Here is a 24,235-nt window from a genome sequence, read left to right on the forward strand (position 1 = left end):
AGAACATTCACACCTAGGCACCAATCATCTTGCGACAATCAACGCCCTGGTAGACTATATTCTCTCAAGAAAACGTGTCCGCCAAAGTCTCTGTAAGGAACCCTTCAAGCCCGAAAGCTTTCCGAGTTCCGCGAGCCTCTGCCGCCCACGTTTCTCTTTCTTCTATATGCAATTGTCAAAGAACAGACACTGAACCGTGTCACGAGCCTCAGCCTTCCGGCCTCAAACCCATCGAGCTTCACTTGCGCGTCACTCTGAAATCTCGCCCAACTCAGCAAGTCAGGGACAAACCGTCCCGCTCGCCAGCAGCGTCGCCGCCGTCGTTGGTGAGGCGTATATAGGCGACACCAACTCAAACCGTCAAGCGCTATTTTCAAAAAATCCGCAACTTTCCGAGCCTTACACGGTGACGCAACGGCGTCCGCCACCTTACGCGCTGGAAAACTCCCCAGCCACCAGACCAAAGCCCACAGCAGGGAAAAGTCGCCGGTCGCGACCCACTCTATATAGGGAGCACATCGCGCAGCTTTAAGAGGTGCCTCGAAAACGGTCCAAGACCAACTCCATATAGAGAAGCGCCACGCGTTGAGGATGCCGGCGGGAGGCGGCAGCGGATCCCAATTGGGGCCCGTAGCTCAATACGTTTCTGAGGCCAACGGGCAGCGGCAAAAGCCATCCTGCTGCTCTATCAGGCACCGGGATAGTTTAAGGACATCCAGGCAAGCTCATTTAGCCTGCCTGGATAATCGCTTCATAGGGTCAAACCAGACGGCTAGTTTGCTGCCGGTGGCAATGCGGCGGGAGAAGCAGGTTCGGATGCTGCGCCAGAACCCGGAATTGCGGGCGACGCATTTGGCGTCGGGACCGCCTCGTCAGTCTGGTCTGGAATGACCGCGGTTGTCGCTGAGTCTGTTCCCGGACCAGATGAAAATGCGAGTACGGCTATGACGACCAAGGCCGCGACAACGCCGGCTGCAATCCAAGCACCTGCACCTGAGCGTGGCGGAATGGCGGCGGGCGTTGCAATAAGAGGATCGGCAGCCGGATCGCTATAAGGGATGTGCGGCTCTGTAAATGGGGCATCAGGATGCGAAGGGCTCGGATCGACGGGATAACGTGGGTCCGGACTGCGGGGGTCGGCCATGATATTCTCCATTCTCAAACCAATCTGAATGTGAACAACGCAGGCGAACTCGGACCGGTTCCATTTTATGCAGCAGTTTGATTTGGGCGCTGCCTTCGCCCTCCGTCTGTGGTAGCCAAGCGGCATGGCACAAAAGAAAGCGCATGAAGTCGACGGCTGGTTGCGGCGACCTGACCCCGAAACCCGCATCATCCTGATCTACGGCCCGGATCGCGGTCTGGTTGCCGAACGCACCCAGACCTATGTAAAACAGGCGGGGCTGGACGCCGAGGATCCGTTCTCATCGGTTCGTCTGGAAGCCTCCGAACTCGATGCCGCCCCCGGACGCTTGATCGATGAAGCCGGTACCGTGCCGATGTTCTCGAGCCAGCGGCTGATCTGGATCAAAGGCGCGGGTACACACAAGAATCTCGCCGACGATGTGAAGGAACTCGCCACCAATCCGCTACGCGATTCGATTGTTCTCATCGAGGCCGGCGACCTGAAAAAATCTGCCCCGTTGCGCAACGTCGTTGAAGGGGCGTTCAGCGCAATGGCCCTACCCTGCTATGCCGACGAAAGCCGATCGATCGATGGTGTCATCGACGAGATTCTGGCACGGGAGCGCATGACCATGGCGGTTGAAGCGCGGCAGGCGCTGAAGGCTAATCTGGGCGGAGACCGTCTTGCCACGCGCAGCGAGCTTGAAAAGCTGGCGCTTTATTGTCACGGGCAACCACAGATCACGCTCGACGACGTCACCGTGACAATCGGTGACGTCTCGGGCCTCTCTGTCGATGCTGCGGTAGATGCAGTGCTTGCCGGTAACAGTGAGGCGTTCGATACAACATTCTCCCGCATCGTGTCGTCTGGCTCACACCCCTTCGTGGTGCTGTCGGCGGCCATGCGGCAGTTCAATCAATTGCTGGCTCTGCGCGGGGATATGGATGCAAATGGGAAATCTGCTACGGCTGCTGTCGCGAGCGCCCGCCCACCCGTCTTTTTCACCAGACGCAAGCTAATCGAGACCGCTGTACAGCGGTCGACCAGCGTCACCCTTTTGCGTGCACTGGAGCGACTTCAGGCTGCAGTTCTACTGACACGACAGCGGCCTGATCTGGCAGTTGCCACCGCTCGACAGGCACTGATCGCGCTTCTCGTGGAAGCAGCGCGTGCCCGACGTTAGCGGATTCCAGAAAAAGCGCGAAACAATTTTCGCGCTCGAAATAGCATTAAAACAAAGGAATGAAGCGTGTCGCGATCTTTCAGATCTACTTCACGCGCTCCAAGTTTTTGCATCTACGCAGGTCACTGTCCCGAAACCGGTCCCCACCTTCGGGTGCGACGCCGATAGAGCCTTTCCTCAATGCTAGAAAAGCGGAAAATTCTACTGCTGAAGGCGGCGGCACATCTCATCGAGCTGGTCGAGCGTCTTATATCCGATTTTCAATTCCCCACCGCGTTGACCATGCGTAATGGTGACCCGCAGTCCAGTCACGTCCGACAACATCTTTTCAAGCGCAACAGTGTCGGCATCCTTCGGCGCGGGAGCGGAGGACGAAACGCCGCTGCGGGTTTGCTGAATCTGAAGCGGTTGCTGAGCCAACGCTTCCGCCTGACGAACCGACAGGCCCTCCTCGACAATCCGATGCGCCAGACCGGCGGGATCTTCCGCCGTCACCAAAGTGCGCGCATGTCCAGCTGACAGCGACCCGTCGACCAGCATGTCACGTATTTCAGACGGCAGCTTAAGCAGTCGAAGCGTATTGGCGACATGGCTCCGGCTTTTGCCGATAACCTGTCCGAGATCAGCCTGAGTATAATTGTGTTCATCTATCAACTGCTGATATCCCAACGCCTCCTCGACGGCATTGAGGTCTGCGCGCTGAACGTTCTCAATAATTGCGATCTCTAGCGCGACACGGTCATCAACCTCGCGGATAATGACCGGAACCTCAGTCAAGCCGGCGAGCTGCGATGCACGCCACCGGCGTTCACCGGCAATGATCTCATAGCGGCCATTGTCGACAGTGCGGACGACAACCGGCTGAACCACACCGTGTTCCCGAATCGACTGAGCCAGGTCCGCAAGTTCGGTTTCGCCGAAATGACGGCGCGGGTTGCGGGGATTGGGTCCGACAAACTCAATCGGCACCTTGTTGTCTGCGCCGATGCGCGGCGTTGCAGCATTGGGCTGGGCCGGCTTGTCCATTTCGCCAATCAGCGCTGCAAGTCCACGTCCAAGGCGTTTTCTGGAAAGATCGTCGCTCATGTCACTTCCGCATTTTCAGGTTGACGGATGAAACTCAGGCAGCACGCAAACGGCGCTCGCGTCGAATGACTTCCGACGCCAGTTGCAAATAGGCCTGGCTACCAGTGCATTTCAGGTCGTAAAGAATTGCCGGTTTACCGTAAGACGGCGCTTCCGACACCCGCACATTTCGCGGGATCACCGTCTCATAAACCTTCTCGCCCATATGTGCGCGCACATCCTCCACCACCTGATTGGCCAGATTGTTACGGCCATCGAACATTGTCAGGACGATGCCCTGGATGGTGAGGTCCGGGTTGATCGAGTTGCGGATCTGCTCCACCGTTTCAAGCAGTTGGCTCAAGCCTTCAAGCGCGAAGAACTCACACTGCAGGGGCACAAGCACAGAATCGGCAGCGGCCATGGAATTCAGGGTCAAGAGATTGAGTGATGGTGGGCAATCGATCAGAACATAGGTGAACGCTCCATCTTGATCGAACGAGCGTCGCAGCGCATTACGCAAGCGCAGCACCCGGTCTGGGGCGTTGGCGATCTCCATCTCGATACCGAGAAGATCAAGCGTGGATGGAATGATCGACATTCCAGGGACCGCAGTTGGCATTGCCGACTCTGCAACATCTGCTTCACCGGTCAGCAGGTCATAAGACGAGACATGCCGGTCCTGGCGGTTGATGCCCACACCGGTGCTGGCGTTACCCTGCGGATCAAGATCAACGATGAGCACACGTTCGCCGATTGCGGCGAGCGCCGTCGCCAGATTGATTGCCGTCGTCGTCTTGCCAACCCCACCCTTCTGGTTGGCGATGGTGATGATACGTGGTCGAGAAGATTTCATGATCGGTCTACCGCACAGCTGTTGGCCACATCTGCTCAGGATTCGTTACGGGTGAGTCCTGATATTTCAAGGACGCGACTCGCGCGATCAATCCTACTTTGATGTTCTATCAGATCAAACCGCCATTGGTTAACGCTTTCCGCCACTTCCGCGGCGTATTCCCGGCCTTTGTGGAACTGAGCTTTCGCACCACGCGTCAACCACGGCTCTGCAAGGCCCAGCAGTTTGGGAAGTGGCGCCAATGCGCGCGCGGTCACGATCTCTGGCTGTTGCACCAAGGTTGCTGCATCTTCGATACGCGAGACATGGACGCGAGCGGGCGCCCTGTAACTTCCCAGTACGGAACGGAGAAAAGCAGCCTTCTTGTTGTTGCTCTCCACCAGGTCGATATGTGTACCGGGCCGATCACGCATCAGGATCGCCAGGACAGCCCCTGGAAAACCACCGCCTGAACCAAGGTCAAGCCATTTCAGAGCGTTGGATTCCAATCGTGCGATCTGGGCACTGTCGAGAATATGTCGGCTCCAGAGTGTGTCCAAGGTGGACGGCGCGGCGAGATTGATTCGAGTTGACCATTTTCTGAACTCGCTTTCAAACCCCACCAAGCAATCAAACGTTTCACGTGAAACCGGCCCCGCGATTTCCTGAAGTTCCAGATATTTGTCCTTCACGCCGCACCACGCTTCTGATCCGACTGATGCATCGCTGCAATCACAATTGCCAATGCTGCAGGCGTCATTCCATCAACCCGCTGCACTTCCGCAAGTGAACGCGGGCGACGCTCGGCCAACTTAGTCTTGAGTTCATTGGATAGACCCGCGAGACTCGAAAAGTCGAGCGTCTCCGGAATTTCCCGCGCCTCCTCTCGCCGTAGCAGGGCCACGTCGGCCTTCTGCCTGTCCATATAAACGGCATAACGGGCATCGGTTTCGACGCGTTCGCGCACGCTTTCGGGAATTTCCAGCATCTGCGGCCACACCTGAGTAAGCCGGTCAAATGTGATATCGGGATACGACAGCAAATCAAACGCGCTCCGCCGCTGGCCATCCTTGTTGAGATTCAAACCAAACTTCTGAGCCTCATTCGGTGTCAGCGACAGACGCTCGGTCAGCGCCCGCGCCTCGTTAAGTTGAGATTGCTGTTGGTTGTAACGCTTCGTCCTTTCAGGTGAAGCAATACCTAGTTGTATGGCCAAGGGCGTCAGTCGCTCATCAGCGTTGTCAGCACGTAAAGACAAGCGGAACTCGGCGCGGGACGTAAACATGCGGTAGGGCTCGGTCACACCACGACTGGTCAGATCATCGATCAGCACGCCGAGATAAGCATCCCCTCTTCCGAATGTGACTTCCGTCTCTCCTGCCACCTGCCGTGCCGCATTCAGGCCTGCGACCAGCCCCTGAGCTGCGGCCTCCTCATAGCCAGTTGTCCCGTTGATCTGACCAGCGAGAAACAACCCCGATACTTTGTGCGTCTGTAACGTACTCGTCAGTTCACGCGGATCGATGAAGTCGTATTCAATCGCATAGGCTGGTTGGAGAATAACTGCTTTTTCGAGTCCAGGAATAGAAGCGACCAACGCTGCCTGTGCGTCACGCGGAAGCGAGGTCGAAATACCGTTCGGGTAGACGGTGTGATCATCGAGCCCTTCCGGCTCGAGAAAAATCTGATGACCATCACGATCGCCAAACTTGACGATCTTGTCCTCAATCGACGGACAATAGCGTGGACCGATCCCTTCGATATTTCCGGAATACATGGCGGAACGGGCCAGGTTCGCACGCACGATCTCATGCGTCTGCGCTGTTGTTCGCGTCACCCCACATTTGATCTGCGGATTGGTGATCGAATCCGTCAAAAGTGAGAATGGCACCGGATGGTCGTCTGCATCCTGGCTATCAATTCCCGCCCAATCGATCGTTCGTCCATCCAAGCGGCTTGGAGTGCCGGTCTTCAGCCGGCCAAGTTGAAATCCCAGTCGTTCCATGGTTGCAGACAGCCCGACGGATGCCGCTTCGTGCATGCGTCCAGCGGGAAACTGCTCCTGACCGATATGGATCAGTCCACGCAAAAAGGTTCCGGTCGTGAGCACGACAGCATCACAGGATAACGTCCTGCCATCCGCAAGAACGACGCCCGCTATTCGTCCGTCATAGATCGATAGGTCGAAGACTTCGCCCTCAACGACAGCAAGGTTGGCGTGATTGAAAATCGCCTGCTGAACCGCCTCGCGGTAAAGTCTACGGTCTGCCTGGGTTCTGGGGCCCCTCACCGCCGGACCCTTCCGACGGTTGAGCATCCGAAACTGAATTCCGGCCTGATCAGCCATCCGTCCCATCAGGCCATCCAGCGCATCAATTTCGCGCACGAGATGACCCTTGCCCAACCCACCAATCGCTGGGTTGCAGGACATCACGCCGATGGTTTCCTTCTTCATCGTGACGAGTGCCGTATCTGCGCCTGCGCGTGCGGAAGCCGAGGCCGCCTCGCAGCCTGCGTGCCCGCCCCCGATCACGATGACATCATATCTTGAATTCATGGTACCTTGCATTCTTCGCCAGTGGGCCGGAGAAAGTCGTCAAGTGTGAATCTTATTGTTTCACGTGAAACTGCGTGTTGGGGTTCAACGGCGATGTTTCACGTGAGTCACTGCTGTCTTCTTAGCAGCATGTTTCACGTGAGTCATTTTCCGATGCAGAACTCGCTGAATATCACACCCAATAGATCTTCGACATCAGTAGTGCCGGTGATGCGACCAAGGTGGTCCGCCGCCTGACGTAATTCTTCCGCACGCAATTCAAGCGGTAGATCGTCCCGCGAAACCGCAACATCGATGCAGCTCAAGCAATCCGATAGGTGGCTCTTGTGGCGCAAACGTGTCGGAATGGTGGACTCGGCGAGCGCGAGAGAAGCGGCCGCCCGGCTCGAGATTACGTCCAGAAGTTCCTCAAGACCTTCACCCGTAACTGCAGATACGGCAAGCGTACCGCGTGCAACACGGCCAACGTCGCACTTGCTTGTCACCACGATGCGGTTGTTGTCCTCGTTGAGCGGGTTAACCCGATCAATGTCTGCGGCGTCAGCCGGCATGAGATGAATAACCAGATCTGCGGCTCGCGCCGCGCCGTGCGCCCTCTCCACGCCGAGTTTTTCAACGACATCGTCCGTTTCGCGAATACCAGCTGTATCCGTGACAATGACCTTGAGTCCGCGGACATCGAGGCTCACCTCGACAAGGTCGCGCGTGGTGCCAGGGATATCTGTGACAATGGCAACTTCTCGTCGCGCCAAGGCGTTGAGAAGGCTGGATTTTCCGGCATTCGGTGCTCCGATCAGAACAACTCGAAAACCTTCGCGAATGATCTCGGCAGCCGCATATCCCGCAATGTGGGAGCGAAGTGTAGCGGCAAGCGCGCGCATGTTTTCCCAGACCCGTTGGGATACAGAACCCGGAACGTCATCCTCATCAGCAAAATCGAGTTCGGCTTCAATGAAGGCCCGCGCCCTCAGGAGCGTCGTCCGCCAGGAACCGTATAGCTGACGCTGTCGCCCAGACGTATTCTGGATGGCCAGTTTGCGCTGTGTCTCGGTCTCGGCGGCGATAAGATCAGCCAAAGCTTCAGCGCCGCTCAGATCCATCTTGCCATTGAGAAAGGCCCGGCGGGTAAAATCGCCCGCTTCTGCGGGACGAAAACCTTCAAGGTTCGCCAGATAATGGAGGATCGCGGAGACAACCGCCCTGCCCCCATGAATCTGAAGTTCAGCGCAATCTTCACCGGTGAAACTATTGGGTCCCAGGAAAAACAGAACCAATCCCCGATCGAGCAGCCCACGATCATCGGCCCGGATCTCCCGCAGGACTGCCTGCCGCGGCGGCGGCAAATTGCCAACCAGTGTTTGCAGCCCTGATTGTACTTGGGGCCCTGATAGGCGGATGATCGCAACGCCGGACGGAAGTGCGCCAGACGAGAGCGCAAAGATCGTATCTTGGAACACAGCTAAGCCTTTCAAGGCTGCCGCAGCACCAGGGTAGAATCGTTTCGGAATCGAATCATTAGTGTGCGGTGGCTTGTGCCACCTGCACTCATGTGTTCATCGAATCGAAGAAATCCGAATTCGTCTTTGTCTGCTTCAGCTTGTCGATGAGGAACTCGATTGCATCGGTCGTGCCCATCGGTGCCAGGATACGACGCAATACGAAGATCTTCTGCAGGTCCTGACGCTGAACAAGCAGGTCTTCCTTACGCGTACCCGACTTAAGAATGTCCATGGACGGGAAGATGCGTTTGTCGGCGACCTTGCGATCGAGCACGATTTCGGAGTTACCGGTGCCCTTGAACTCTTCGAAGATGACTTCGTCCATACGGCTGCCGGTATCGATCAGCGCGGTCGCGATGATCGTCAGCGAACCGCCCTCTTCGATGTTGCGCGCTGCGCCGAAGAAGCGCTTCGGGCGCTGCAATGCGTTGGCGTCGACACCACCGGTGAGGACCTTACCGGAGGACGGCACAACAGTGTTATAGGCTCGACCAAGACGGGTGATCGAATCGAGCAGGATGACCACGTCGCGACCATGTTCGACCAGGCGCTTGGCCTTTTCGATCACCATTTCGGCAACCTGCACGTGACGAACGGCCGGTTCGTCAAAGGTCGAGGAAACAACCTCGCCTTTCACCGAACGCTGCATGTCCGTCACTTCTTCCGGACGCTCATCAATCAGAAGAACGATCAGATAGGCTTCGGGGTGATTGGTCGAAATGGAATGCGCAATGTTCTGAAGAAGAACGGTCTTACCGGTACGCGGCGGTGCGACGATCAAACCGCGCTGCCCCTTGCCCAATGGCGCCACCAGATCAATGACGCGCGCGGAAAGGTCCTTACCGGTCGGGTTGTCCGTTTCCATGCGCAGACGCTCATTCGGGTAGAGTGGCGTCAGATTGTCGAAGTGGATCTTGTGGCGGATTTTCTCAGGGTCTTCGAAATTGATCGTGTTGACCTTGAGGAGTGCAAAATAGCGTTCGCCATCCTTGGGACCGCGAATTGGACCCTCGACCGTATCGCCGGTCTTCAGCGAGAAACGACGGATCTGCGAGGGCGAAATGTAGATGTCATCCGGACCCGGCAAGTAGTTCGCATTTGCCGAGCGAAGAAAGCCAAAGCCATCCTGCAATACTTCGACAACGCCTTCGCCGATGATCTCGACATCCTGAGCGGCGAGCTTCTTGAGGATCGCGAACATCAGTTCCTGCTTGCGCAGAACACTCGCGTTCTCGACTTCGAGCGATTCGGCAAATGCGATCAGCTCGGTCGGACCCTTGCTCTTGAGCTCCTGTAGTTTCATTTCCTGCATATTGCGGCTCTGGATCGGCGGTAGGAAGGAGGGATGGCGGCGGTTTGTGCGGCGGAAGACGCCTCAGAGAACTGAAAACACGACACCATACTGGGGAAGAGGACCAGACTCTTACTCGCCATCGCTCCAAAGCGCAATATGGAAATGAAAACACCGATCAGAAGGGTTTTACCACGACAAGGATGACAATGAGGATCATCAGCACCGTTGGGATCTCGTTGACGATACGCCAGTGACGCGATGCCTTCACATTCTGGTCTTGTGCAAACCGGCGCACGGACGCCGAAAGATAGCCGTGTACGCCAGACAATGCGACGACCAACCCGAGTTTGGCATGCAGCCATCCGCCTGAAAACTGGAAGCCGCGCCAGGCAAGCCAAAGACCGAGAATCCAGGTCGCCATCATCGCCGGATTGATGATCGCCCGCAGCAGGCGACGCTCCATCACCTTGAACGTCTCGGCCTTGTCGGAGCCGATCTCGGCTTCGGCGTGATAGACGAACAGGCGCGGCAGATAGAGCATTCCCGCCATCCATGAGATCACCGCGATGACATGCAGCGCCTTGATCCAGGGATAAAGGCCTTCCGGGTCGAGCCAGAACAGTAGCGCTGCCAAAGCGGCAACAATAACCAACGCCCCAACAGCGCGCCCGGCAGGGTTCTCTGCAACTGAGGTTCCACTCATCGGCTGGCGCTCCGAACCAGTTCGATCATACGTTCAACATGCGCAATCGGGGTCTGAGGGGTAATGCCATGGCCAAGATTGAAAATCAGCGGCCCTGCCCCCAGCTCCTTGAGGATCGCGTTTACGCCTTCATCAAGCGCTTTGCCGCCCGCAACCAGCCGCATCGGGTCCAGATTACCTTGAACCGCGCCTTCGGCCTGCAGACTGCGGGCCTGGCTCCACGGAACGGTCCAGTCGAGCCCGAGCGCGGTCACGCCAGTTTTCTGGCGATAGGTATCGTACAATTGGCCCGCGCCTTTCGGGAAACCGATGATCGGCGCATCAGGATATTTCGCGCGGATATTCTTCACGATGCGAGCTACCGGCGTGATGCAATAGCGCTCAAAACTGGCTTCATCCAGAACGCCCGACCAGGAATCAAAAATCTGGACAGCGTCAGCGCCTGCCTCAATCTGTCGAATGAGATAGTCCGCCGAACAATCTGCCAGCGTTTCCAGGAGTTCATCCATTGCCTCCGGGTTGCTGTACCCGAAAAGGCGGGCAGGCGCCTGATCTGGCGTGCCATGGCCCGCGATCATGTAGGTCACCACTGTCCAGGGAGCACCGCAGAAGCCGAGCAGTGTCGTTTCTGCCGGCAATTCGCGACGCAGACGACGAACTGTCTCGTAGACCGGGCTGAGATGTTCGTGAAAACGGCTTGTGTCGAGGGCTGAAACTTCGTCCCTGCGAATGGGAGTCATCAGCGGTCCACGCCCTTCTTCAAAGCGCAGATCACGACCGAGCGCGTGGGGTACGACGAGAATGTCTGAAAACAGGATCGATGCGTCAAACCCAAAACGACGGATCGGCTGGAGAGTGACCTCCACCGCAAAGTCTGGATTGTAGCAAAGATCGAGGAAGCCACCGGCGGTTTTGCGGGATGCTTGGTATTCGGGAAGGTAGCGGCCAGCCTGACGCATCATCCAGATGGGGGGAGGGAAAACCGCTTCTCCCTTCAGGACATCCAGAACAATCTTTTTCGTCATGGGGCTACTCCTGTCGGCACGTAAAACACCAATAAAGAATCCTAGATTTGGAATCTTTTGATTCTATGACTCTGTTGGTAACGGCAATTGTGTTGTCATCCCCTGCATGTCGGTCCAACACAATGCGCAAAGCGACGCACCGGAATTGTACAGGGTCGTGTGAATTGTGGGGAAAACTCGTAAAACCATTATAAAACAGATTGTTAGATGGTCATCGAATTTCGCGGCGAAGGCCATGGTGGGGACAGCAATCAGTTATCCCCATTTTGACGCACAGATCGGATTCAATATCCGCAGCGGCGCGAATTGTGGATAAAGAACGATCTTATACAGTCGTTGCCGCCGGCATTGAAAAGATGCCCCCGTTTTCCACATTTGCTAACAGCCCCTGGTCGTCTCTGTGAACAAACCTCGAAGCTTCTTTCATTTGCACCTGATTTCAGACGCCACCGGCGAAACGCTGCTGGCTGCTGGTCGTGCGGCATCGGCGCAATATAAGGACGCGCGGGCCATCGAGCACATTTACCCGCTGATCCGGACAGAGAAGCAGTTGGAAAAAGTGCTGGCGGAAATTGATGACGCGCCAGGCATCGTTCTCTACACGGTTGTCGACCAGGCGCTGGCGGGGATCATCGACGCAAGATGCGCCACCATGGGTTTGCCGTGCGTGTCGGTGCTCGAGCCGGTGCTGTCGGTGTTTCAATCCTATCACGGCGCACCTGCAGGGCGGCGTGTCGGCGCGCAGCACGTTCTCGATGCTGAATATTTCCGGCGCATTGATGCGCTGAATTTCACCATGGAGCATGATGACGGCCAGCTGCCGGCCGACATCGAGGAAGCCGATATTATTCTGATCGGTATTTCACGCACCTCGAAGACGCCGACGAGTATCTATCTGGCCAATCGCGGCATCAAGACCGCCAACATCCCGATTGTTCTGGGAGTGCCGATCCCGGACATGGTGGTGCACTCGAAAAAGCCCTTGGTGGTCGGTCTGATCGCCACGGCTGAACGCGTTTCACAGGTACGTCAGAACCGATTGCTGGGCACATCGGTAGGCTATGATTCACAGGTCTATGTCGATCGTACGGTGATCGCGCAAGAACTTGCCTATGCACGGCAGATTTGTTCGCGCCACGGTTGGCCAACCATCGATGTCAGCCGACGTTCCATCGAGGAAACCGCGGCCGCCATCGTTGCGTTGCGGTCGCGAAAACGTTAACCGCCAGGGGAATGAAGGGAACACGCGCATGTCAGATCTTGTCGTTCTGGGCTCTGGAAGCCCGTTTCGCCGTCAATTGCTGGCAGATGCGGGCGTGTCGTTCGAGGTTGTACGCCCTGAGATTGATGAGCGCGCAGTGGAAAAGGCCGTCGAGGGCGCGGGGCTGACCCCACAAGACTTGGCTGCCATACTGGCCGAAGCGAAAGCCATCGATGTTTCGCAGCGAATGCCGGGTGCTTGGGTCATCGGCAGCGATCAGACGCTGTCATTGGGTGACGAGGTGCTGCACAAGCCGGCGGATATGGAGGAAGCGCGTCGACGGCTACTTCTCCTTTCAGGCAAAACACATCAACTCAACAGTGCGGTCGTGCTTGCACGGGATGGCGAGATCGTCTGGCGTCACGTCGGCGTAGCACTTCTGACGATGCGTAAGCTGGAGCCTGGGTTCATCGGGCGACATCTTTCGCGGGTTGGCGACAGGGCATTGTCGAGCGTCGGGGCCTATCAGATTGAAGGCGAGGGAATTCAATTGTTCGAGACAATTGACGGCGACCATTTCACCATTGTCGGTCTGCCCTTGCTGTCGCTGCTGCAAAAATTGCGCGAAGTGGGAGCGATTGATGGGTGAAATTGTCCGCAAGGCTTTTGTGATCGGTCATCCGATTGCTCATTCGCGCTCGCCGCTCATTCACGGCCACTGGCTGTCCAGGCTTGGGCTCAATGGCAGCTATGAGCGGATCGATGTCGCACCTGCCGATTTGCCGGTGTTCCTCAACGATATGGCGTTGAACGGTTTTGTCGGCGGAAACGTCACGATCCCCCATAAGGAAGTGGTCCGTGATCTGGTAACCCGTCGTACCGACGCCGCCGATCTGATCGGTGCCGTCAATACTTTGTGGTTCGCCGATGGGATTCTGCATGGCGACAATACCGACGCGCATGGATTTGCGGCAAACCTGGATCAGTATCAACCTGGCTGGAGTTCAGCATCCTCGGCATTGGTGCTTGGGGCAGGCGGAGCTGCGCGCGCGATTTTGTTTGCGCTGATTGAAAAGGGCGTGCGCGACATCCGCATCGTCAACCGTACCTTGGCACGGGCGCAAGAACTGGCAGATCGTTTTGGCGACAGCGTTTCTGCGCATGCCTGGGATGAAATGGACGGTCTGGTCACGGATGTTGAATTGGTGGTCAATACAACATCCGTCGGGATGGGCGGGCAGGGCGCTTCACCGCTCAATGTCAGCCTTTTGTCAGCAGACGCGCTGGTCACAGATATCGTGTACACACCACTGCAAACGCCATTGCTGTCAGCGGCTGCAGCCCGGGGATTGAGAACGGTCGACGGGCTGGGCATGCTGCTGCACCAGGCGGCGCCTGGATTTGGGCGCTGGTTCGGGAATTTGCCTCCCGTCACCGATGAGTTGCGCGACATCATTGTCGCAGATCTGGGAGCTCATGCATGATCATTCTCGGCCTTACCGGATCGATTGGCATGGGAAAGTCGACAACGGCGCAGATGTTTCGCGATGCCGGCGTGCCGGTTCATGATTCCGACGAGGCGGTTCATCGTCTTTATGCTGGTGCGGCTGCACCGCTGATCGAGGCGCGGTTTCCCGGCACGGTGGATAATGGCGTTGTCGATCGTGAAAAGTTGAGCAAGCAGGTTCTGGGGCAGCCGGAAGCGCTGCGCGATCTTGAAAGGATCATCCATCCCCTGGTTCGCGCCGATGCCGATGCGTTCTTGCAAGCCAGCAGGACAGCTGGTGCGGCGTTTGCGGTGATGGACATTCCGCTGCTGTTTGAAACGCAGGGTGAGGGGCGTGTCGACAAGATCGCTGTGGTGTCTGCACCAGAAGCGGTACAGCGTGCGCGTGTGCTGGCGCGACCCGGCATGACAAGCGAAAAGCTGGAAGCAATTCTGGCGCGCCAGGTTCCCGATGCAGAAAAACGAGCTCGTGCTGACTTCATCATCGATACGGGGAGTGGACTGGACACCGCCCGTCGGGATGTGCAGGCGATCATCACCCAACTGACCATGGATCGGCTGGTCTAAGGCCGGTCAGGTGCAGGCATCGCCGGCATTTTGCGCCGGCAAGGAGCGAGCGATGCGTGAAATCATTTTCGATACCGAAACCACAGGGCTTGATAACCGTGACGACCGGATTATCGAGTTTGGCGGCATCGAATTGGTGAACCGGTTTCCGACTGGACGAACTTTTCATCACTACATCAATGCGCAGGGCAAGTCGGTGCATCCGGAAGCGCTGGCGGTGCACGGAATCAGCGACGCAGACCTTGCCGACAAGCCGATTTTCTCTGCCATCGCCGACGAGCTGATCGACTTTCTCGATGGCGCGATGCTGGTTGCGCACAATGCGAATTTCGATATCGGTTTCCTGAATGCCGAATTTGCCCGTATCGGGCGTGACCCGATCGACCCTGCGGTGGTCATCGATACGCTGGCTCTCGCCCGGCGCAAGCATCCGATGGGGCCGAATTCTCTCGACGCATTGTGCCGACGCTATGGCATCGACAATGGTCATCGCACCAAGCATGGCGCGTTGCTCGACTCCGAATTGCTGGCCGAAGTCTATATCGAGCTGATCGGCGGCAAACAGGCCGCGCTTGTCCTTGAGGTGCAGGACGAGACCGTCAACGCCACCGGCGAACAGATCGACATCACGCCCGCTCGTGCCCGCGAAGTGCCGCTCGCTCCACGCCTCACCAGTGCCGAACTTACAGCCCATCGGGCGATGGTCGCCACGCTTGGTGCGGCAGCACTCTGGAAGACCGCCGATCCGACCTATCAGGACGCCGAATAATTCCAGCAGCAAATTCTGTCATGAAAAAAGCCCGGTCGAGCCGGGCTTTTTCGTCTCAGGATCGTTGGATCCTATCAGTTTGTCGGCGCAGAAACCTTGGCCTTGGCCTGTTCTTCAGCCATGCGCTGCTGGAACATCTGGGCAAAGTCGATCGGGTCGATCATCAGCGGTGGGAAGCCGCCATTGCGGGTGTTGTCGGCGATGATCTGACGCGCGAACGGGAACAGCAGGCGTGGGCACTCGATAAACAAGATCGGCAGCATGTGCTCCTGCGGGAAACCGCTGATGCGGAACACACCTCCGTAGACCAGTTCGACGTTGAACAGAACTTCGCTGTCGGCACTCGCCTTTGCATTGAGTGTCAACGTGACGTCGTATTCTGTTTCGGACAGCGGGTTCGCATTGACGTTAACGTTGATGGCGATCGCCGGGGCCTTCTCGCGCGCGCGCAGCGAGGCAGGTGCGCTTGGGCTTTCGAAGGACAGATCCTTGACGTATTGAACCAGAACGTTGAGTGACGGTGGTGTGCCGTTGCCCACTTTTGCAGCTTCTTCGTTTTGAGCCATCAGCTGGAATCCTTCTTTGTCAGCCGTCTGACGGCCGGGCATGAAATCGGGACGTTGGCTATCATGACCACGTGGATGTGACAAGCAAAACGCCACTGGGACAGGTGGCGTTGCGAATCAGAAACGCGTGTCGTGGTCTATCGAAGGACGGCGCTGGGTTTCATCATTGTCGCGGGTGAAATCATCTTCATCCAGGTCAATGACTCTGCTGGAGCGCGTTCCACGCCCAAAGCCGCTGATGTCCACCACATGGAGGCGTCGTTTGAGGAAGCGCCATGCGGCATCGCGAACAGGCGGCAGGAACAGGATCAGACCTACCACGTCAGTCAGGAAACCCGGCAGGAACAGCAACAGCCCGGCGAGCATCACCATGAAACCGTGCACCAGTTCTCGGCCGGGTTCTCCACCCCGATCCATCGTCTGCCTCAAGCGTGTCAGAATGCCGAAGCCTTGTATCCGCAGCAGTATTGCACCAAGCACGCTGCTGGCGATGACCAATCCGATTGTTGCCAGTACGCCGATCTTGCTGCCGACGATTACGAAACCTGCAATTTCGAGCAGTGGCAGGACGATGAAGATGAGCGGTGCGAGCGGTAGGGGCACGTTGGCTTCCTGTTTTCACGTTCGGTACGATACGATGCGCTGCTTAGATAGGAATATGCTGCTTTGATTTGAATGATCGCGTCATGCGTTCTATATGCACTAGACAAGCCGATTGAAGCGCGATGTTTCATTGGAAACTGGATTTTTGGCGGACGCGATGGAATTCTTCGATTTTGGCACGATCTTTTTTCTGGTCGCAGCGATCGTGATCTTTTTCCAGCTGCGCAATGTGCTGGGGCGCCGCACGGGCAATGAGCGTCCGCCGTTCGACCCTTATGCTTCTGCGCGTAAGTCTGGCGAGGCCGCAACCAACGAAAATGTTGTTGCCTTGCCACGCAAGAAGGGCGCAAACGAAAGCGAATCCACTTACGCCTCGATAGACGCATTCGCTGCACCCGGTACTCAATTGAATACCGGCATGCGGGCGATACGCGATCTGGATCCCTCATTTGATCCCAAGACATTCGTCGACGGCGCGAAGATGGCCTACGAGATGATCGTCATGGCCTATGCCGATGGCGATCGTAAGACCTTGAAAAACCTCTTGTCGCGCGAGGTCTATGATGGTTTCGTCGCTGCAATTTCCGAGCGGGAGAGCCGTGCGGAAAAGATCCAGTCATCGTTCATTGGAATCAACAAGGCTGAGATTTCCAGTGCGGAAATCAAGGGAACGGAAGCGCATGTCACGCTGCGCATCGTCAGCGAACTTATTTCTGCCACTCTCAACAAGTCGGGCGAAGTGATCGACGGCGACCCCGAGACGGTTGCAGAGGTGAAGGATGTCTGGACATTTGCGCGCGACTCGCGTTCCCGTGATCCAAACTGGAAACTTGTCGCAACAGAAGCTGACGACTGATCGAAAAGATCAGGCCGGTGTGAGGGAGCCGCGCCATGCCGCTTTCTCAACATTTGCGGGTCATCGACTATCAAAGCCTGCCCTGCTGGTCTGACGACCGGCTGGGCGAGGCTTTTTCTGCCTTTCGGCGCTCGGCGATACGCGCGCTTGAAACCCCCTATAAATCCGGCGCTCTGGGCGTGGAGGCGGGCGCGTTCGAAAGCGCCTTTCGCGAAGCAGGGATCCTCGAAAATCCTGATGATGCAACCGCGCGCGACTTTTTCGAACGCCACTTCGCCCCTTGTCTGATTTATCCTCGCGAGGGAGAGCAAGGTTTCGTGACCGGGTTCTATGAGCCCCAGGTGGAAGCATCACCGGTAAAAACCGCGAAATTCACGGTGCCGTTGCTGGCGCGACCTGCGGATCTGGTCAAAGTCGACGACTGCAACCGTCCGGAGGGATTTGATCCCTATCTTGCTTTTGCCCGCCAGAGCGACGACGGATTGGTTGAGTACCATGATCGCCGTGCCATCGAGCAGGGCGCGTTGGAGGGCATCGCAGAGCCTTTGGCCTGGGTGGCCGACAAGGTCGATGCATTCTTCATTCACGTTCAGGGCGCAACCCGGCTTGTGATGCCCGACGGGTCTGTCACGCGGCTGACCTATGCTGCAAAATCCGGACAGCGTTTCACCGGACCGGGACGCATCCTCATCGAACTTGGCGAAATTCCTCCTGAAAAAGTGTCGATGCAGGCAATTCGCGCATGGTTTCGGGATAATCCGGACCGCGTTGACGAGATCTTGCAGCAAAACCGCTCCTACATCTTCTTTCGCAAAGCAGATGTCACCGATACGGCGCTGGGACCGGTGGCGGCTGCAAAAGTGCCGTTGACCGCAGGACGCTCTCTGGCTGTCGATCGATTGCTGCACACTTTCGGCACACCATTCTTCATCAATGCGCCAACGCTCACAGCTTTTGGCGGCGTGCCCTTCGCGCGGCTGATGATTGCGCAGGATACCGGATCGGCGATTGTTGGACCGGCACGCGGGGATCTGTTTGCAGGTTCCGGTGATGCGGCTGGGGAGATTGCGGGTGTCGTCCGTCATCCAGCCGACTTTTACGCGTTGGTGCCACGCTCGCTCGTGAAGGGAGCGTGACGATGGCACGCGCAAAGGCGGAAAAACTGTCCCATGAGGACCGCATCCTCTGGGGTAAGGTTGCGCGATCAGTCAAGCCGTTGCCGGGCAAGTCTTTTGAGGAGGCGGCGATCGAGAAAGAGGATTTCGCGCTCCTGCTTGATCCACCAGAAAAGAAAAAGCGCGCCGCAGACGCGCAAGCAGAACCTGTCGCGCCGGACCGTCCAGCTAGGCCACACCTTCAGCACGGGATCGACAAGCCGACACGCACGAAAATTGCCAAGGGCAGGCTTCCGATTGAGGGCAAGGTCGACCTTCACGGTCTCACGCAAACCGAAGCCCATGCGCTGCTTTTGTCTTTCCTGCATCGTGCCTATGCGGATGGTCGCCGTCATGTGCTGGTGGTGACTGGGAAAGGCTCGTCGTTGGGAAGCGAGGGCGTTCTTCGCCGCGCGGTTCCGGCGTGGCTTGCGACCCCTATGTTTCGTGCTCTCGTGGGTGGTCACGAAATGGCCGCGCGTCACCATGGCGGTGATGGCGCAATCTATATCCGGCTGCGAAAGAGTGGAGGCGGCGCGTGACACCGTTCGGGGAGCGGGTACGGGAACTGCGAGAGGCGAGGGGGGTGACGCAAAAGGAGATGGCACAGGCGCTGGGAGTCAGTGCGGCCTATCTCTCAGCGCTGGAGCACGGCAAGCGCGGCGCACCGAGCTGGGTTCTGCTCCAGAAAATCGTCGGCTATTTCAACATTATCTGGGATGAGGCGGATCACTTGCAGCGTCTTGCGGAATCGTCTCACCCTCGCGTTGTCATCGACACCGCAGGATTGTCCGCCAATGCGACGCTGCTTGCCAACCGGCTGGCAATGGGGATCGCTCGTCTTGAGCAAGAGGATCTGGAAGTCCTGTTACAGACGTTGCAGGGCATGATCCGCAATGGCGACCGGCGCTAAAGCATGTCTACGGAAAGTGGGAACCGGTTTCGGGAGACATGCGTACAAACCAGGATTTAAAGCGCGAGGATCGAATCTGAAAGATCGCGACGCGCTGTAATAGCGGTCAGAACAATTCCTTGAGTTCGCTGAGCTTGGTGTTCACCAGCCAGCCATAATAATTTTCCGCCGGAAGGCGCGGCGAGAGGCCTGCTGCGCGTAGCTTTTGGTTCTCTGCCTTCAGCGCACGAGCGCGCTGATCGGGGTTCCCGATATTGTAGAGAGTTGCCGTTACGCCTGGATTCTTCGAGATGTCGAAGTCTGCAATGGTCCGGTAAGCATCGATGGACTTCTTCAGTGTCGCCGCCACATAAGCCAGCGTGAGGTCCGGGTCCATGATCGTCCGGTAGACCTCTTTTGCATTGCGATGATCGAGCTTGGGCAGACCCGATGTCCGGGCCACCAGATCGCTCATCTGCAATGCTGTTAGCGGATTCAGCTGCCCTATACCGAACGTCTGGCCGGCATAGAATGGCTGGAAGAAGACCGCGCTGAAACGGTTGTCTGGAAAGGATGCACCATCAACCTTCTTGCCGCGGAAATCTCGCTCCCACACTGCTTCCCGACAAGACCACAGACTGTAGCTTTCGGTAATCGCTTTGCATTTGGAAAATTGCGGTCGCTGAACAAAATCGTCGATCGCTTCGCCATTATGCGAAAAGCTGAAATTGGTCTGCAGGTAGGCGACAGCCTTGACGTAATAAGTCTGCAGCCGATCATAGGCATCCACATTGTAGGTATGTTCGCCAACGATAGCTCCGACGATATGCAGCGGGTCGATGCTGTAGAGGGCGGCGGCCGCCTTGATCTTCGCGCGCAACTGCGCGTCGTTTTTCAACAGCTCATAGACCTTGCGATATTTCGCGTCATAGGTTGACTGTGCCGCACGGGTACGACTGGCCGAAGCTGCCGGCACCGGCGGTTGCGTCGCGGACCGGTTGCCTGGTGGGACCAGTGTCGCGGCTGTTGCCGGGAATGCTGCCAGAAGAAGGCTCAGGCACACAAAGGTTCTGATCAGCAAAATGAGGCCGCCTTGCACAAGTCCACTTCAAAGGTGGCCCAAAATAGATACTCAAGATTGTCAAGTCGAGTGCCCTGACAATCAATCATATGTCAAGGCACTCCGGCAGTAGCAGTGATCGCGCGCGTTACAGGATGAAACGCGAGAGATCGGTGTTCTTTGCGAGGTCGCCGACATGCGCATCGACGTAATCGCCGTCGATGACCATCTCGGTGCCCGAACGGTCCGGAGCCTGGAAGGAAATGTCGTCGAGCACACGCTCCATCACGGTCTGCAACCGGCGCGCGCCGATATTTTCCACTGTCGCGTTCAGATCAACGGCGATGCCGGCAAGCTTGTCGATGGCGTCGTCGGTGAAGGACAACGTCACGCCCTCGGTGCCGAGCAAGGCAATGTACTGCTTGATCAGGCTGGCTTCCGTTTCTGTCAGGATGCGGCGGAAGTCTTCCTTCTCCAGCGCCCGCAGCTCGACGCGGATCGGCAAGCGGCCCTGAAGTTCAGGCAGAAGGTCCGACGGCTTGGCAACGTGAAACGCGCCTGAAGCGATAAACAGGATGTGGTCGGTCTTCACGGGGCCGTATTTCGTGGCGACGGTCGTGCCCTCGACAAGCGGCAGCAGGTCGCGCTGCACGCCTTCGCGCGATGGCCCACTCGAGGAGACGTCAGAGCGGGCGGCAACCTTGTCGATCTCATCAAGAAAGACGATGCCGTCATTTTCTGCCGAAGATAGCGCCCGGCGCACGACCTCTTCCTGATCGAGCAACTTGTCGGACTCGTCGTTGATGAGCAGTGCGTAGGAATCCTTGACCGTGGTCTTGCGCATCTTGGTGCGCTGGCCGCCCATCGCTTTCGACAGCATGTCGTTGATGTTCATCACGCCGATATTCGCGCCCGGCATGCCGGGGATCTCGAAGCTGGGCATCCCGCCGGACCCGGAGTCTGCAACCTCGATCTCGATTTCCTTGTCGTCCATTTCACCATCGCGCAATTTCTTGCGGAAACTGTCGCGCGTTGCCGGACTGGCGGTCTTGCCCACCAGCGCCTCCAGCACCCGCTCTTCCGCATTGATGTGCGCACGCGCCTTCACGTCCTCGCGCATCTGTTCGCGTGTCAGGCCTATGGCAGCCTCCACCAGATCGCGGATAATCTGTTCGACGTCACGGCCGACATAGCCGACTTCTGTGAACTTGGTCGCTTCCACCTTGATGAAGGGTGCGCCTGCCAGCTTGGCAAGACGGCGCGAAATCTCGGTCTTGCCGACGCCGGTCGGTCCGATCATCAGGATGTTCTTCGGCATCACTTCTTCGCGCATCTGGCCATCGAGCTGCTGGCGGCGCCAGCGATTGCGCAGGGCAATCGCCACGGCGCGCTTGGCGTCATTCTGGCCGATGATGTAGCGGTCGAGTTCGGAGACGATTTCGCGTGGGGAAAATGTACTCATTCTGGGTCGGTTCCTTCGGCTGCATCGCGCTTCATCATCAGCGCGCGGCCATAGATGGTAGTTCTTGTGTCGAAAGCCGCGAAACCGGCCTTCTCATAGGCACGGATCGCGCGGGCATTGTCAGGGTCGGGATCGACAATCAGGCGCGGCGCGCCTTCGTCAAAGAGGTCCTCGGCCAACTGCTGCAAGATTGCCGAGCCATGGCCCTTTCCAAGCAGATCCGCAATGCCGATCGATAGATCGATGCCAAGCGTGCCCATGGGCTGATCCTGAAAGGGATGATCATCCTCCATATGCGGATCGTAGCTTTGCAGGTACGCGATGGGACGCCCGTCCAGTTCCACGATCAATGGTTCGACGGAAACGCTGTCGATATGTTCGCGGATCTGTTCCAGTTCGGTCTTCGGATCACCCCACCACTCAGCCATATGGGGCTCGGCAAGCCATCGTGCCAGCAGCGGCAGGTCAGCCTGCGTCAGCGCGCGGAAGTCGTAGAGCGGTGCGGGGTCACGCGACATCGAGTGTTTCGACCACGAAATTGCTGTTGGTGTAGACACAGATTTCCGCCGCGATCTGCATCGCCTTGCGCGCAATCTCCTCAGCGTCCTTGTCGGTGTCCATCAAAGCGCGCGCTGCTGCCAGCGCATAGTTTCCGCCTGAGCCAATGGCCATCACGCCATGTTCCGGCTCTAGAACGTCTCCGGTGCCGGTCAGCGCCAGCGTCACGTCCTTGTCGGCCACGAGCATCATCGCTTCGAGACGGCGCAGATAGCGGTCGGTGCGCCAGTCCTTGGCAAGTTCGACGCAAGCGCGGGTAAGCTGATCTGGATATTGTTCCAGCTTTGCCTCCAGCCGCTCCAGCAGCGTGAACGCGTCGGCGGTCGCGCCGGCAAAGCCGGAGATCACATTGCCTTTGCCGAGGCGGCGAACCTTTCGCGCGTTGCCCTTCATGATCGTCTGGCCAAGGCTGACCTGTCCGTCGCCCGCGATCACGACCTTGTTGCCCTTGCGCACCGTCACGATGGTGGTGGCGTGCATTGTCAGTTCGTTCGACATGTCTACTCCGATATTGCCCTGGCCGACCCGCATGTTTGAACGGCGTCGCCGGCTGCGTCAGGGTTTATGTATGCGCAGGATGCGCAATTGCAAATCGCGATGTGCTGGCATTCTGCCGATCATGCTGATAAGAGGCTCACGCTTTGGCAAATGCAGGGGTCGCATCCATGACCAGCCGTACCGCGAGTGTCTCGCGCAAGACAAACGAAACTGAAATCTCCGTGTCCGTCGATCTCGACGGCAAGGGCATTTCCACGATTTCGACCGGTGTCGGGTTCTTCGACCATATGCTTGATCAATTGTCGCGGCATTCGCTGATCGACATGACGATCAACACCAAGGGCGATCTCCATATTGACGATCACCACACGGTCGAAGACACCGGGATCGCCATCGGTCAGGCGCTTGGCAAGGCGTTGGGTGAGCGTCGCGGGATCTGTCGCTATGCCTCCATCGACCTGGCCATGGACGAAACCCTCACCAAGGCAGCGATCGATGTTTCGGGTCGTCCGTTTCTGGTGTGGAATGTCGAGTTTTCGGCACCGAAGATTGGCAGTTTCGACACAGAGCTGGTGCGCGAATTTTTCCAGGCCTTTGCGCAGAATGCCGGTATCACGCTGCATGTGATGACCTATCATGGCATCAACAACCACCATATCGCCGAAACCTGCTTCAAGGCCGTCGCACGCGCGCTGCGCATGGCTGTCGAGCATGACCCGCGCCAGGCAGGCGCTATTCCGTCCACCAAGGGCACCCTGAACGGATGAGGCCGTAATGGCTAGTTATGTGGTGATGGAGCCGCCTGTACGCGGCTCCGATGATGCGGTGGTCGTCCGCGACGGGTTCTACTTCCTTGCTTTCATCGTCCCGCTGCTCTGGCTGCTGGTTCATCGTCTTTGGATCGAGGCATTGGCGGTCCTTGCTGTCACTTTGTCAGTTGCTGCCGCAGGCTCATATGTCCTGGCCGGGCCGGCCGGCTCGATCGCCGCACTCGCGCTTAATCTGTTTATCGGGCTCGAAGCCTCCTCGCTTCGGCTTGCTGCACTGCGTCGCCGCGGCTGGCGTGATTGGGGCGTCGTTGAAGCCGAAAACAGAGACGACGCTGAAATTCGCTATTTGCTGCGGGCAGAGGCGACTGGCGATCTGAGGCGCGACACCGGCACTATTCATGATCGCGGCGCCACTCTCACGCGTCGTGACGAAACGATCTCCGGTCCGGCTCTGGGTATGTTGGCCTATCCGACGAAAGGATGAC

General features: G+C 57.6%; 26 protein-coding genes. 12 read left to right on the plus strand and 14 right to left on the minus strand.

Annotated elements, in window-relative coordinates; translation table 11 throughout:
- Positions 1–1,268: 1,268 nt before the first annotated feature.
- Complete coding sequence (gene holA / locus BMZ42_RS10265) at positions 1,269–2,309, plus strand: DNA polymerase III subunit delta (protein WP_091521873.1); 1,041 nt, start codon at positions 1,269–1,271, stop codon at positions 2,307–2,309.
- Between the two features lie 201 nt (positions 2,310–2,510).
- On the opposite strand, the gene BMZ42_RS10270 is transcribed toward holA, so the two are convergent.
- The 8 genes from BMZ42_RS10270 to hemE all read right to left on the minus strand — a co-directional run bounded on the left by BMZ42_RS10270 (position 2,511) and on the right by hemE (position 11,287).
- Positions 2,511–3,395 (minus strand): ParB/RepB/Spo0J family partition protein, encoded by an 885-nt coding sequence (locus BMZ42_RS10270; RefSeq protein ID WP_091521875.1) that lies wholly within the window; start codon positions 3,393–3,395, stop codon positions 2,511–2,513.
- 34 nt (positions 3,396–3,429) lie between these two features.
- Positions 3,430–4,230, minus strand: a complete 801-nt coding sequence (locus BMZ42_RS10275) for a ParA family protein (protein WP_091521878.1) — start codon at positions 4,228–4,230, stop codon at positions 3,430–3,432.
- Between the two features lie 35 nt (positions 4,231–4,265).
- Positions 4,266–4,901, minus strand: a complete 636-nt coding sequence (rsmG, locus tag BMZ42_RS10280) for a 16S rRNA (guanine(527)-N(7))-methyltransferase RsmG (protein WP_091521880.1) — start codon at positions 4,899–4,901, stop codon at positions 4,266–4,268.
- Positions 4,898–6,766, minus strand: coding sequence for a tRNA uridine-5-carboxymethylaminomethyl(34) synthesis enzyme MnmG (gene mnmG, locus BMZ42_RS10285; RefSeq protein WP_091521882.1), 1,869 nt, complete (start codon positions 6,764–6,766; stop codon positions 4,898–4,900). The genes rsmG and mnmG overlap by 4 nt, the downstream gene beginning before the upstream one ends.
- Before the next feature lie 143 nt (positions 6,767–6,909).
- Positions 6,910–8,238 (minus strand): tRNA uridine-5-carboxymethylaminomethyl(34) synthesis GTPase MnmE, encoded by a 1,329-nt coding sequence (gene mnmE / locus BMZ42_RS10290; protein WP_091521885.1) that lies wholly within the window; start codon positions 8,236–8,238, stop codon positions 6,910–6,912.
- Between the two features lie 73 nt (positions 8,239–8,311).
- Positions 8,312–9,577: a transcription termination factor Rho gene (gene rho, locus BMZ42_RS10295; protein ID WP_091521887.1), complete on the minus strand. Its 1,266-nt coding sequence runs from the start codon at positions 9,575–9,577 to the stop codon at positions 8,312–8,314.
- A 157-nt stretch (positions 9,578–9,734) separates the two neighbouring features.
- A complete protein-coding gene (hemJ, locus tag BMZ42_RS10300; protein ID WP_091521889.1) occupies positions 9,735–10,262 on the minus strand; it encodes a protoporphyrinogen oxidase HemJ in 528 nt (175 codons plus the stop codon).
- The gene (gene hemE / locus BMZ42_RS10305) at positions 10,259–11,287 is read right to left on the minus strand and encodes a uroporphyrinogen decarboxylase (RefSeq protein ID WP_091521893.1); all 1,029 of its coding nucleotides are present in this window, start codon (positions 11,285–11,287) and stop codon (positions 10,259–10,261) included. Before hemE ends, hemJ begins: the two co-directional genes overlap by 4 nt.
- A 400-nt stretch (positions 11,288–11,687) precedes the next feature.
- Between hemE and BMZ42_RS10310 the strand changes: the two genes are divergently transcribed.
- From BMZ42_RS10310 to dnaQ, 5 genes are read left to right on the plus strand one after another with little or no spacing between them, the layout of a single operon-like run.
- On the plus strand, positions 11,688–12,509 hold the full coding sequence (locus tag BMZ42_RS10310; protein WP_091521898.1) for a pyruvate, water dikinase regulatory protein: 822 nt from the start codon (positions 11,688–11,690) through the stop codon (positions 12,507–12,509).
- 28 nt (positions 12,510–12,537) lie between these two features.
- A complete protein-coding gene (locus BMZ42_RS10315; RefSeq protein WP_091521904.1) occupies positions 12,538–13,137 on the plus strand; it encodes a Maf-like protein in 600 nt (199 codons plus the stop codon).
- Positions 13,130–13,972: a shikimate dehydrogenase gene (locus BMZ42_RS10320; RefSeq protein ID WP_091521910.1), complete on the plus strand. Its 843-nt coding sequence runs from the start codon at positions 13,130–13,132 to the stop codon at positions 13,970–13,972. Before BMZ42_RS10315 ends, BMZ42_RS10320 begins: the two co-directional genes overlap by 8 nt.
- Positions 13,969–14,562, plus strand: a complete 594-nt coding sequence (coaE, locus tag BMZ42_RS10325; protein WP_091521915.1) for a dephospho-CoA kinase — start codon at positions 13,969–13,971, stop codon at positions 14,560–14,562. Before BMZ42_RS10320 ends, coaE begins: the two co-directional genes overlap by 4 nt.
- Before the next feature lie 52 nt (positions 14,563–14,614).
- On the plus strand, positions 14,615–15,331 hold the full coding sequence (gene dnaQ / locus BMZ42_RS10330; protein ID WP_091521919.1) for a DNA polymerase III subunit epsilon: 717 nt from the start codon (positions 14,615–14,617) through the stop codon (positions 15,329–15,331).
- 74 nt (positions 15,332–15,405) lie between these two features.
- Here the strand turns inward: dnaQ and secB are convergent, their stop codons facing one another.
- Together secB and BMZ42_RS10340 are read right to left on the minus strand one after the other, a co-directional pair.
- Complete coding sequence (gene secB / locus BMZ42_RS10335; protein ID WP_091522184.1) at positions 15,406–15,897, minus strand: protein-export chaperone SecB; 492 nt, start codon at positions 15,895–15,897, stop codon at positions 15,406–15,408.
- 117 nt (positions 15,898–16,014) lie between these two features.
- On the minus strand, positions 16,015–16,500 hold the full coding sequence (locus BMZ42_RS10340; protein ID WP_091521924.1) for an FxsA family protein: 486 nt from the start codon (positions 16,498–16,500) through the stop codon (positions 16,015–16,017).
- A gap of 157 nt (positions 16,501–16,657) precedes the next feature.
- On the opposite strand from BMZ42_RS10340, the gene BMZ42_RS10345 reads away from it, so the two are divergent.
- Genes BMZ42_RS10345 through BMZ42_RS10360 form a run of 4 tightly spaced genes read left to right on the plus strand, consistent with a single transcriptional unit; the run spans position 16,658 to position 19,423 of the window.
- Positions 16,658–17,356 (plus strand): Tim44/TimA family putative adaptor protein, encoded by a 699-nt coding sequence (locus BMZ42_RS10345; protein ID WP_091521926.1) that lies wholly within the window; start codon positions 16,658–16,660, stop codon positions 17,354–17,356.
- Positions 17,357–17,391: 35 nt separating this feature from the next.
- Positions 17,392–18,492, plus strand: a complete 1,101-nt coding sequence (gene mltA / locus BMZ42_RS10350) for a murein transglycosylase A (protein ID WP_091521931.1) — start codon at positions 17,392–17,394, stop codon at positions 18,490–18,492.
- 2 nt (positions 18,493–18,494) lie between these two features.
- The gene (locus tag BMZ42_RS10355; protein WP_091521934.1) at positions 18,495–19,052 is read left to right on the plus strand and encodes a Smr/MutS family protein; all 558 of its coding nucleotides are present in this window, start codon (positions 18,495–18,497) and stop codon (positions 19,050–19,052) included.
- The gene (locus BMZ42_RS10360) at positions 19,049–19,423 is read left to right on the plus strand and encodes a helix-turn-helix domain-containing protein (protein WP_091521937.1); all 375 of its coding nucleotides are present in this window, start codon (positions 19,049–19,051) and stop codon (positions 19,421–19,423) included. Before BMZ42_RS10355 ends, BMZ42_RS10360 begins: the two co-directional genes overlap by 4 nt.
- A 106-nt stretch (positions 19,424–19,529) precedes the next feature.
- Here BMZ42_RS10360 and BMZ42_RS10365 read toward each other — a convergent pair whose 3' ends face one another.
- From BMZ42_RS10365 to hslV, 4 genes are all read right to left on the minus strand, one after another.
- Positions 19,530–20,486, minus strand: a complete 957-nt coding sequence (locus BMZ42_RS10365) for a DUF1402 family protein (RefSeq protein WP_420492461.1) — start codon at positions 20,484–20,486, stop codon at positions 19,530–19,532.
- Between the two features lie 124 nt (positions 20,487–20,610).
- Positions 20,611–21,924, minus strand: a complete 1,314-nt coding sequence (gene hslU / locus BMZ42_RS10370; protein WP_091521940.1) for an ATP-dependent protease ATPase subunit HslU — start codon at positions 21,922–21,924, stop codon at positions 20,611–20,613.
- Positions 21,921–22,442, minus strand: coding sequence for a GNAT family N-acetyltransferase (locus BMZ42_RS10375; RefSeq protein ID WP_091521942.1), 522 nt, complete (start codon positions 22,440–22,442; stop codon positions 21,921–21,923). The genes hslU and BMZ42_RS10375 overlap by 4 nt, the downstream gene beginning before the upstream one ends.
- Entirely contained in the window at positions 22,432–22,980 is a 549-nt protein-coding gene (gene hslV / locus BMZ42_RS10380) for an ATP-dependent protease subunit HslV (RefSeq protein WP_091522188.1), read from the minus strand. Before hslV ends, BMZ42_RS10375 begins: the two co-directional genes overlap by 11 nt.
- A 167-nt stretch (positions 22,981–23,147) precedes the next feature.
- Between hslV and hisB the strand changes: the two genes are divergently transcribed.
- Complete coding sequence (hisB, locus tag BMZ42_RS10385) at positions 23,148–23,747, plus strand: imidazoleglycerol-phosphate dehydratase HisB (RefSeq protein ID WP_091521943.1); 600 nt, start codon at positions 23,148–23,150, stop codon at positions 23,745–23,747.
- A gap of 7 nt (positions 23,748–23,754) precedes the next feature.
- A complete protein-coding gene (locus BMZ42_RS10390) occupies positions 23,755–24,234 on the plus strand; it encodes a DUF2628 domain-containing protein (protein WP_091521945.1) in 480 nt (159 codons plus the stop codon).
- The last annotated feature ends 1 nt before the right edge of the window (position 24,235 follow it).

The organism is Aquamicrobium aerolatum DSM 21857 (assembly GCF_900113935.1).
Taxonomy (GTDB): Bacteria; Pseudomonadota; Alphaproteobacteria; order Rhizobiales; family Rhizobiaceae; genus Aerobium; species Aerobium aerolatum.

Coding starts and splice junctions, on each gene's coding strand:
- hisB (WP_091521943.1), top strand. CDS start 23,148: ATGACCAGCCGTACCGCGAGTGTCTCGCGCAAGACAAACGAAACTGAA.
- BMZ42_RS10270 (WP_091521875.1), bottom strand. CDS start 3,395: ATGAGCGACGATCTTTCCAGAAAACGCCTTGGACGTGGACTTGCAGCG.
- BMZ42_RS10355 (WP_091521934.1), top strand. CDS start 18,495: ATGGCACGCGCAAAGGCGGAAAAACTGTCCCATGAGGACCGCATCCTC.
- BMZ42_RS10320 (WP_091521910.1), top strand. CDS start 13,130: ATGGGTGAAATTGTCCGCAAGGCTTTTGTGATCGGTCATCCGATTGCT.
- BMZ42_RS10375 (WP_091521942.1), bottom strand. CDS start 22,442: ATGTCGCGTGACCCCGCACCGCTCTACGACTTCCGCGCGCTGACGCAG.
- BMZ42_RS10390 (WP_091521945.1), top strand. CDS start 23,755: ATGGCTAGTTATGTGGTGATGGAGCCGCCTGTACGCGGCTCCGATGAT.
- hslV (WP_091522188.1), bottom strand. CDS start 22,980: ATGTCGAACGAACTGACAATGCACGCCACCACCATCGTGACGGTGCGC.
- coaE (WP_091521915.1), top strand. CDS start 13,969: ATGATCATTCTCGGCCTTACCGGATCGATTGGCATGGGAAAGTCGACA.
- rho (WP_091521887.1), bottom strand. CDS start 9,577: ATGCAGGAAATGAAACTACAGGAGCTCAAGAGCAAGGGTCCGACCGAG.
- hslU (WP_091521940.1), bottom strand. CDS start 21,924: ATGAGTACATTTTCCCCACGCGAAATCGTCTCCGAACTCGACCGCTAC.
- secB (WP_091522184.1), bottom strand. CDS start 15,897: ATGGCTCAAAACGAAGAAGCTGCAAAAGTGGGCAACGGCACACCACCG.
- mnmG (WP_091521882.1), bottom strand. CDS start 6,766: ATGAATTCAAGATATGATGTCATCGTGATCGGGGGCGGGCACGCAGGC.
- BMZ42_RS10275 (WP_091521878.1), bottom strand. CDS start 4,230: ATGAAATCTTCTCGACCACGTATCATCACCATCGCCAACCAGAAGGGT.
- hemJ (WP_091521889.1), bottom strand. CDS start 10,262: ATGAGTGGAACCTCAGTTGCAGAGAACCCTGCCGGGCGCGCTGTTGGG.
- BMZ42_RS10345 (WP_091521926.1), top strand. CDS start 16,658: ATGGAATTCTTCGATTTTGGCACGATCTTTTTTCTGGTCGCAGCGATC.
- dnaQ (WP_091521919.1), top strand. CDS start 14,615: ATGCGTGAAATCATTTTCGATACCGAAACCACAGGGCTTGATAACCGT.
- hemE (WP_091521893.1), bottom strand. CDS start 11,287: ATGACGAAAAAGATTGTTCTGGATGTCCTGAAGGGAGAAGCGGTTTTC.
- holA (WP_091521873.1), top strand. CDS start 1,269: ATGGCACAAAAGAAAGCGCATGAAGTCGACGGCTGGTTGCGGCGACCT.
- BMZ42_RS10315 (WP_091521904.1), top strand. CDS start 12,538: ATGTCAGATCTTGTCGTTCTGGGCTCTGGAAGCCCGTTTCGCCGTCAA.
- mltA (WP_091521931.1), top strand. CDS start 17,392: ATGCCGCTTTCTCAACATTTGCGGGTCATCGACTATCAAAGCCTGCCC.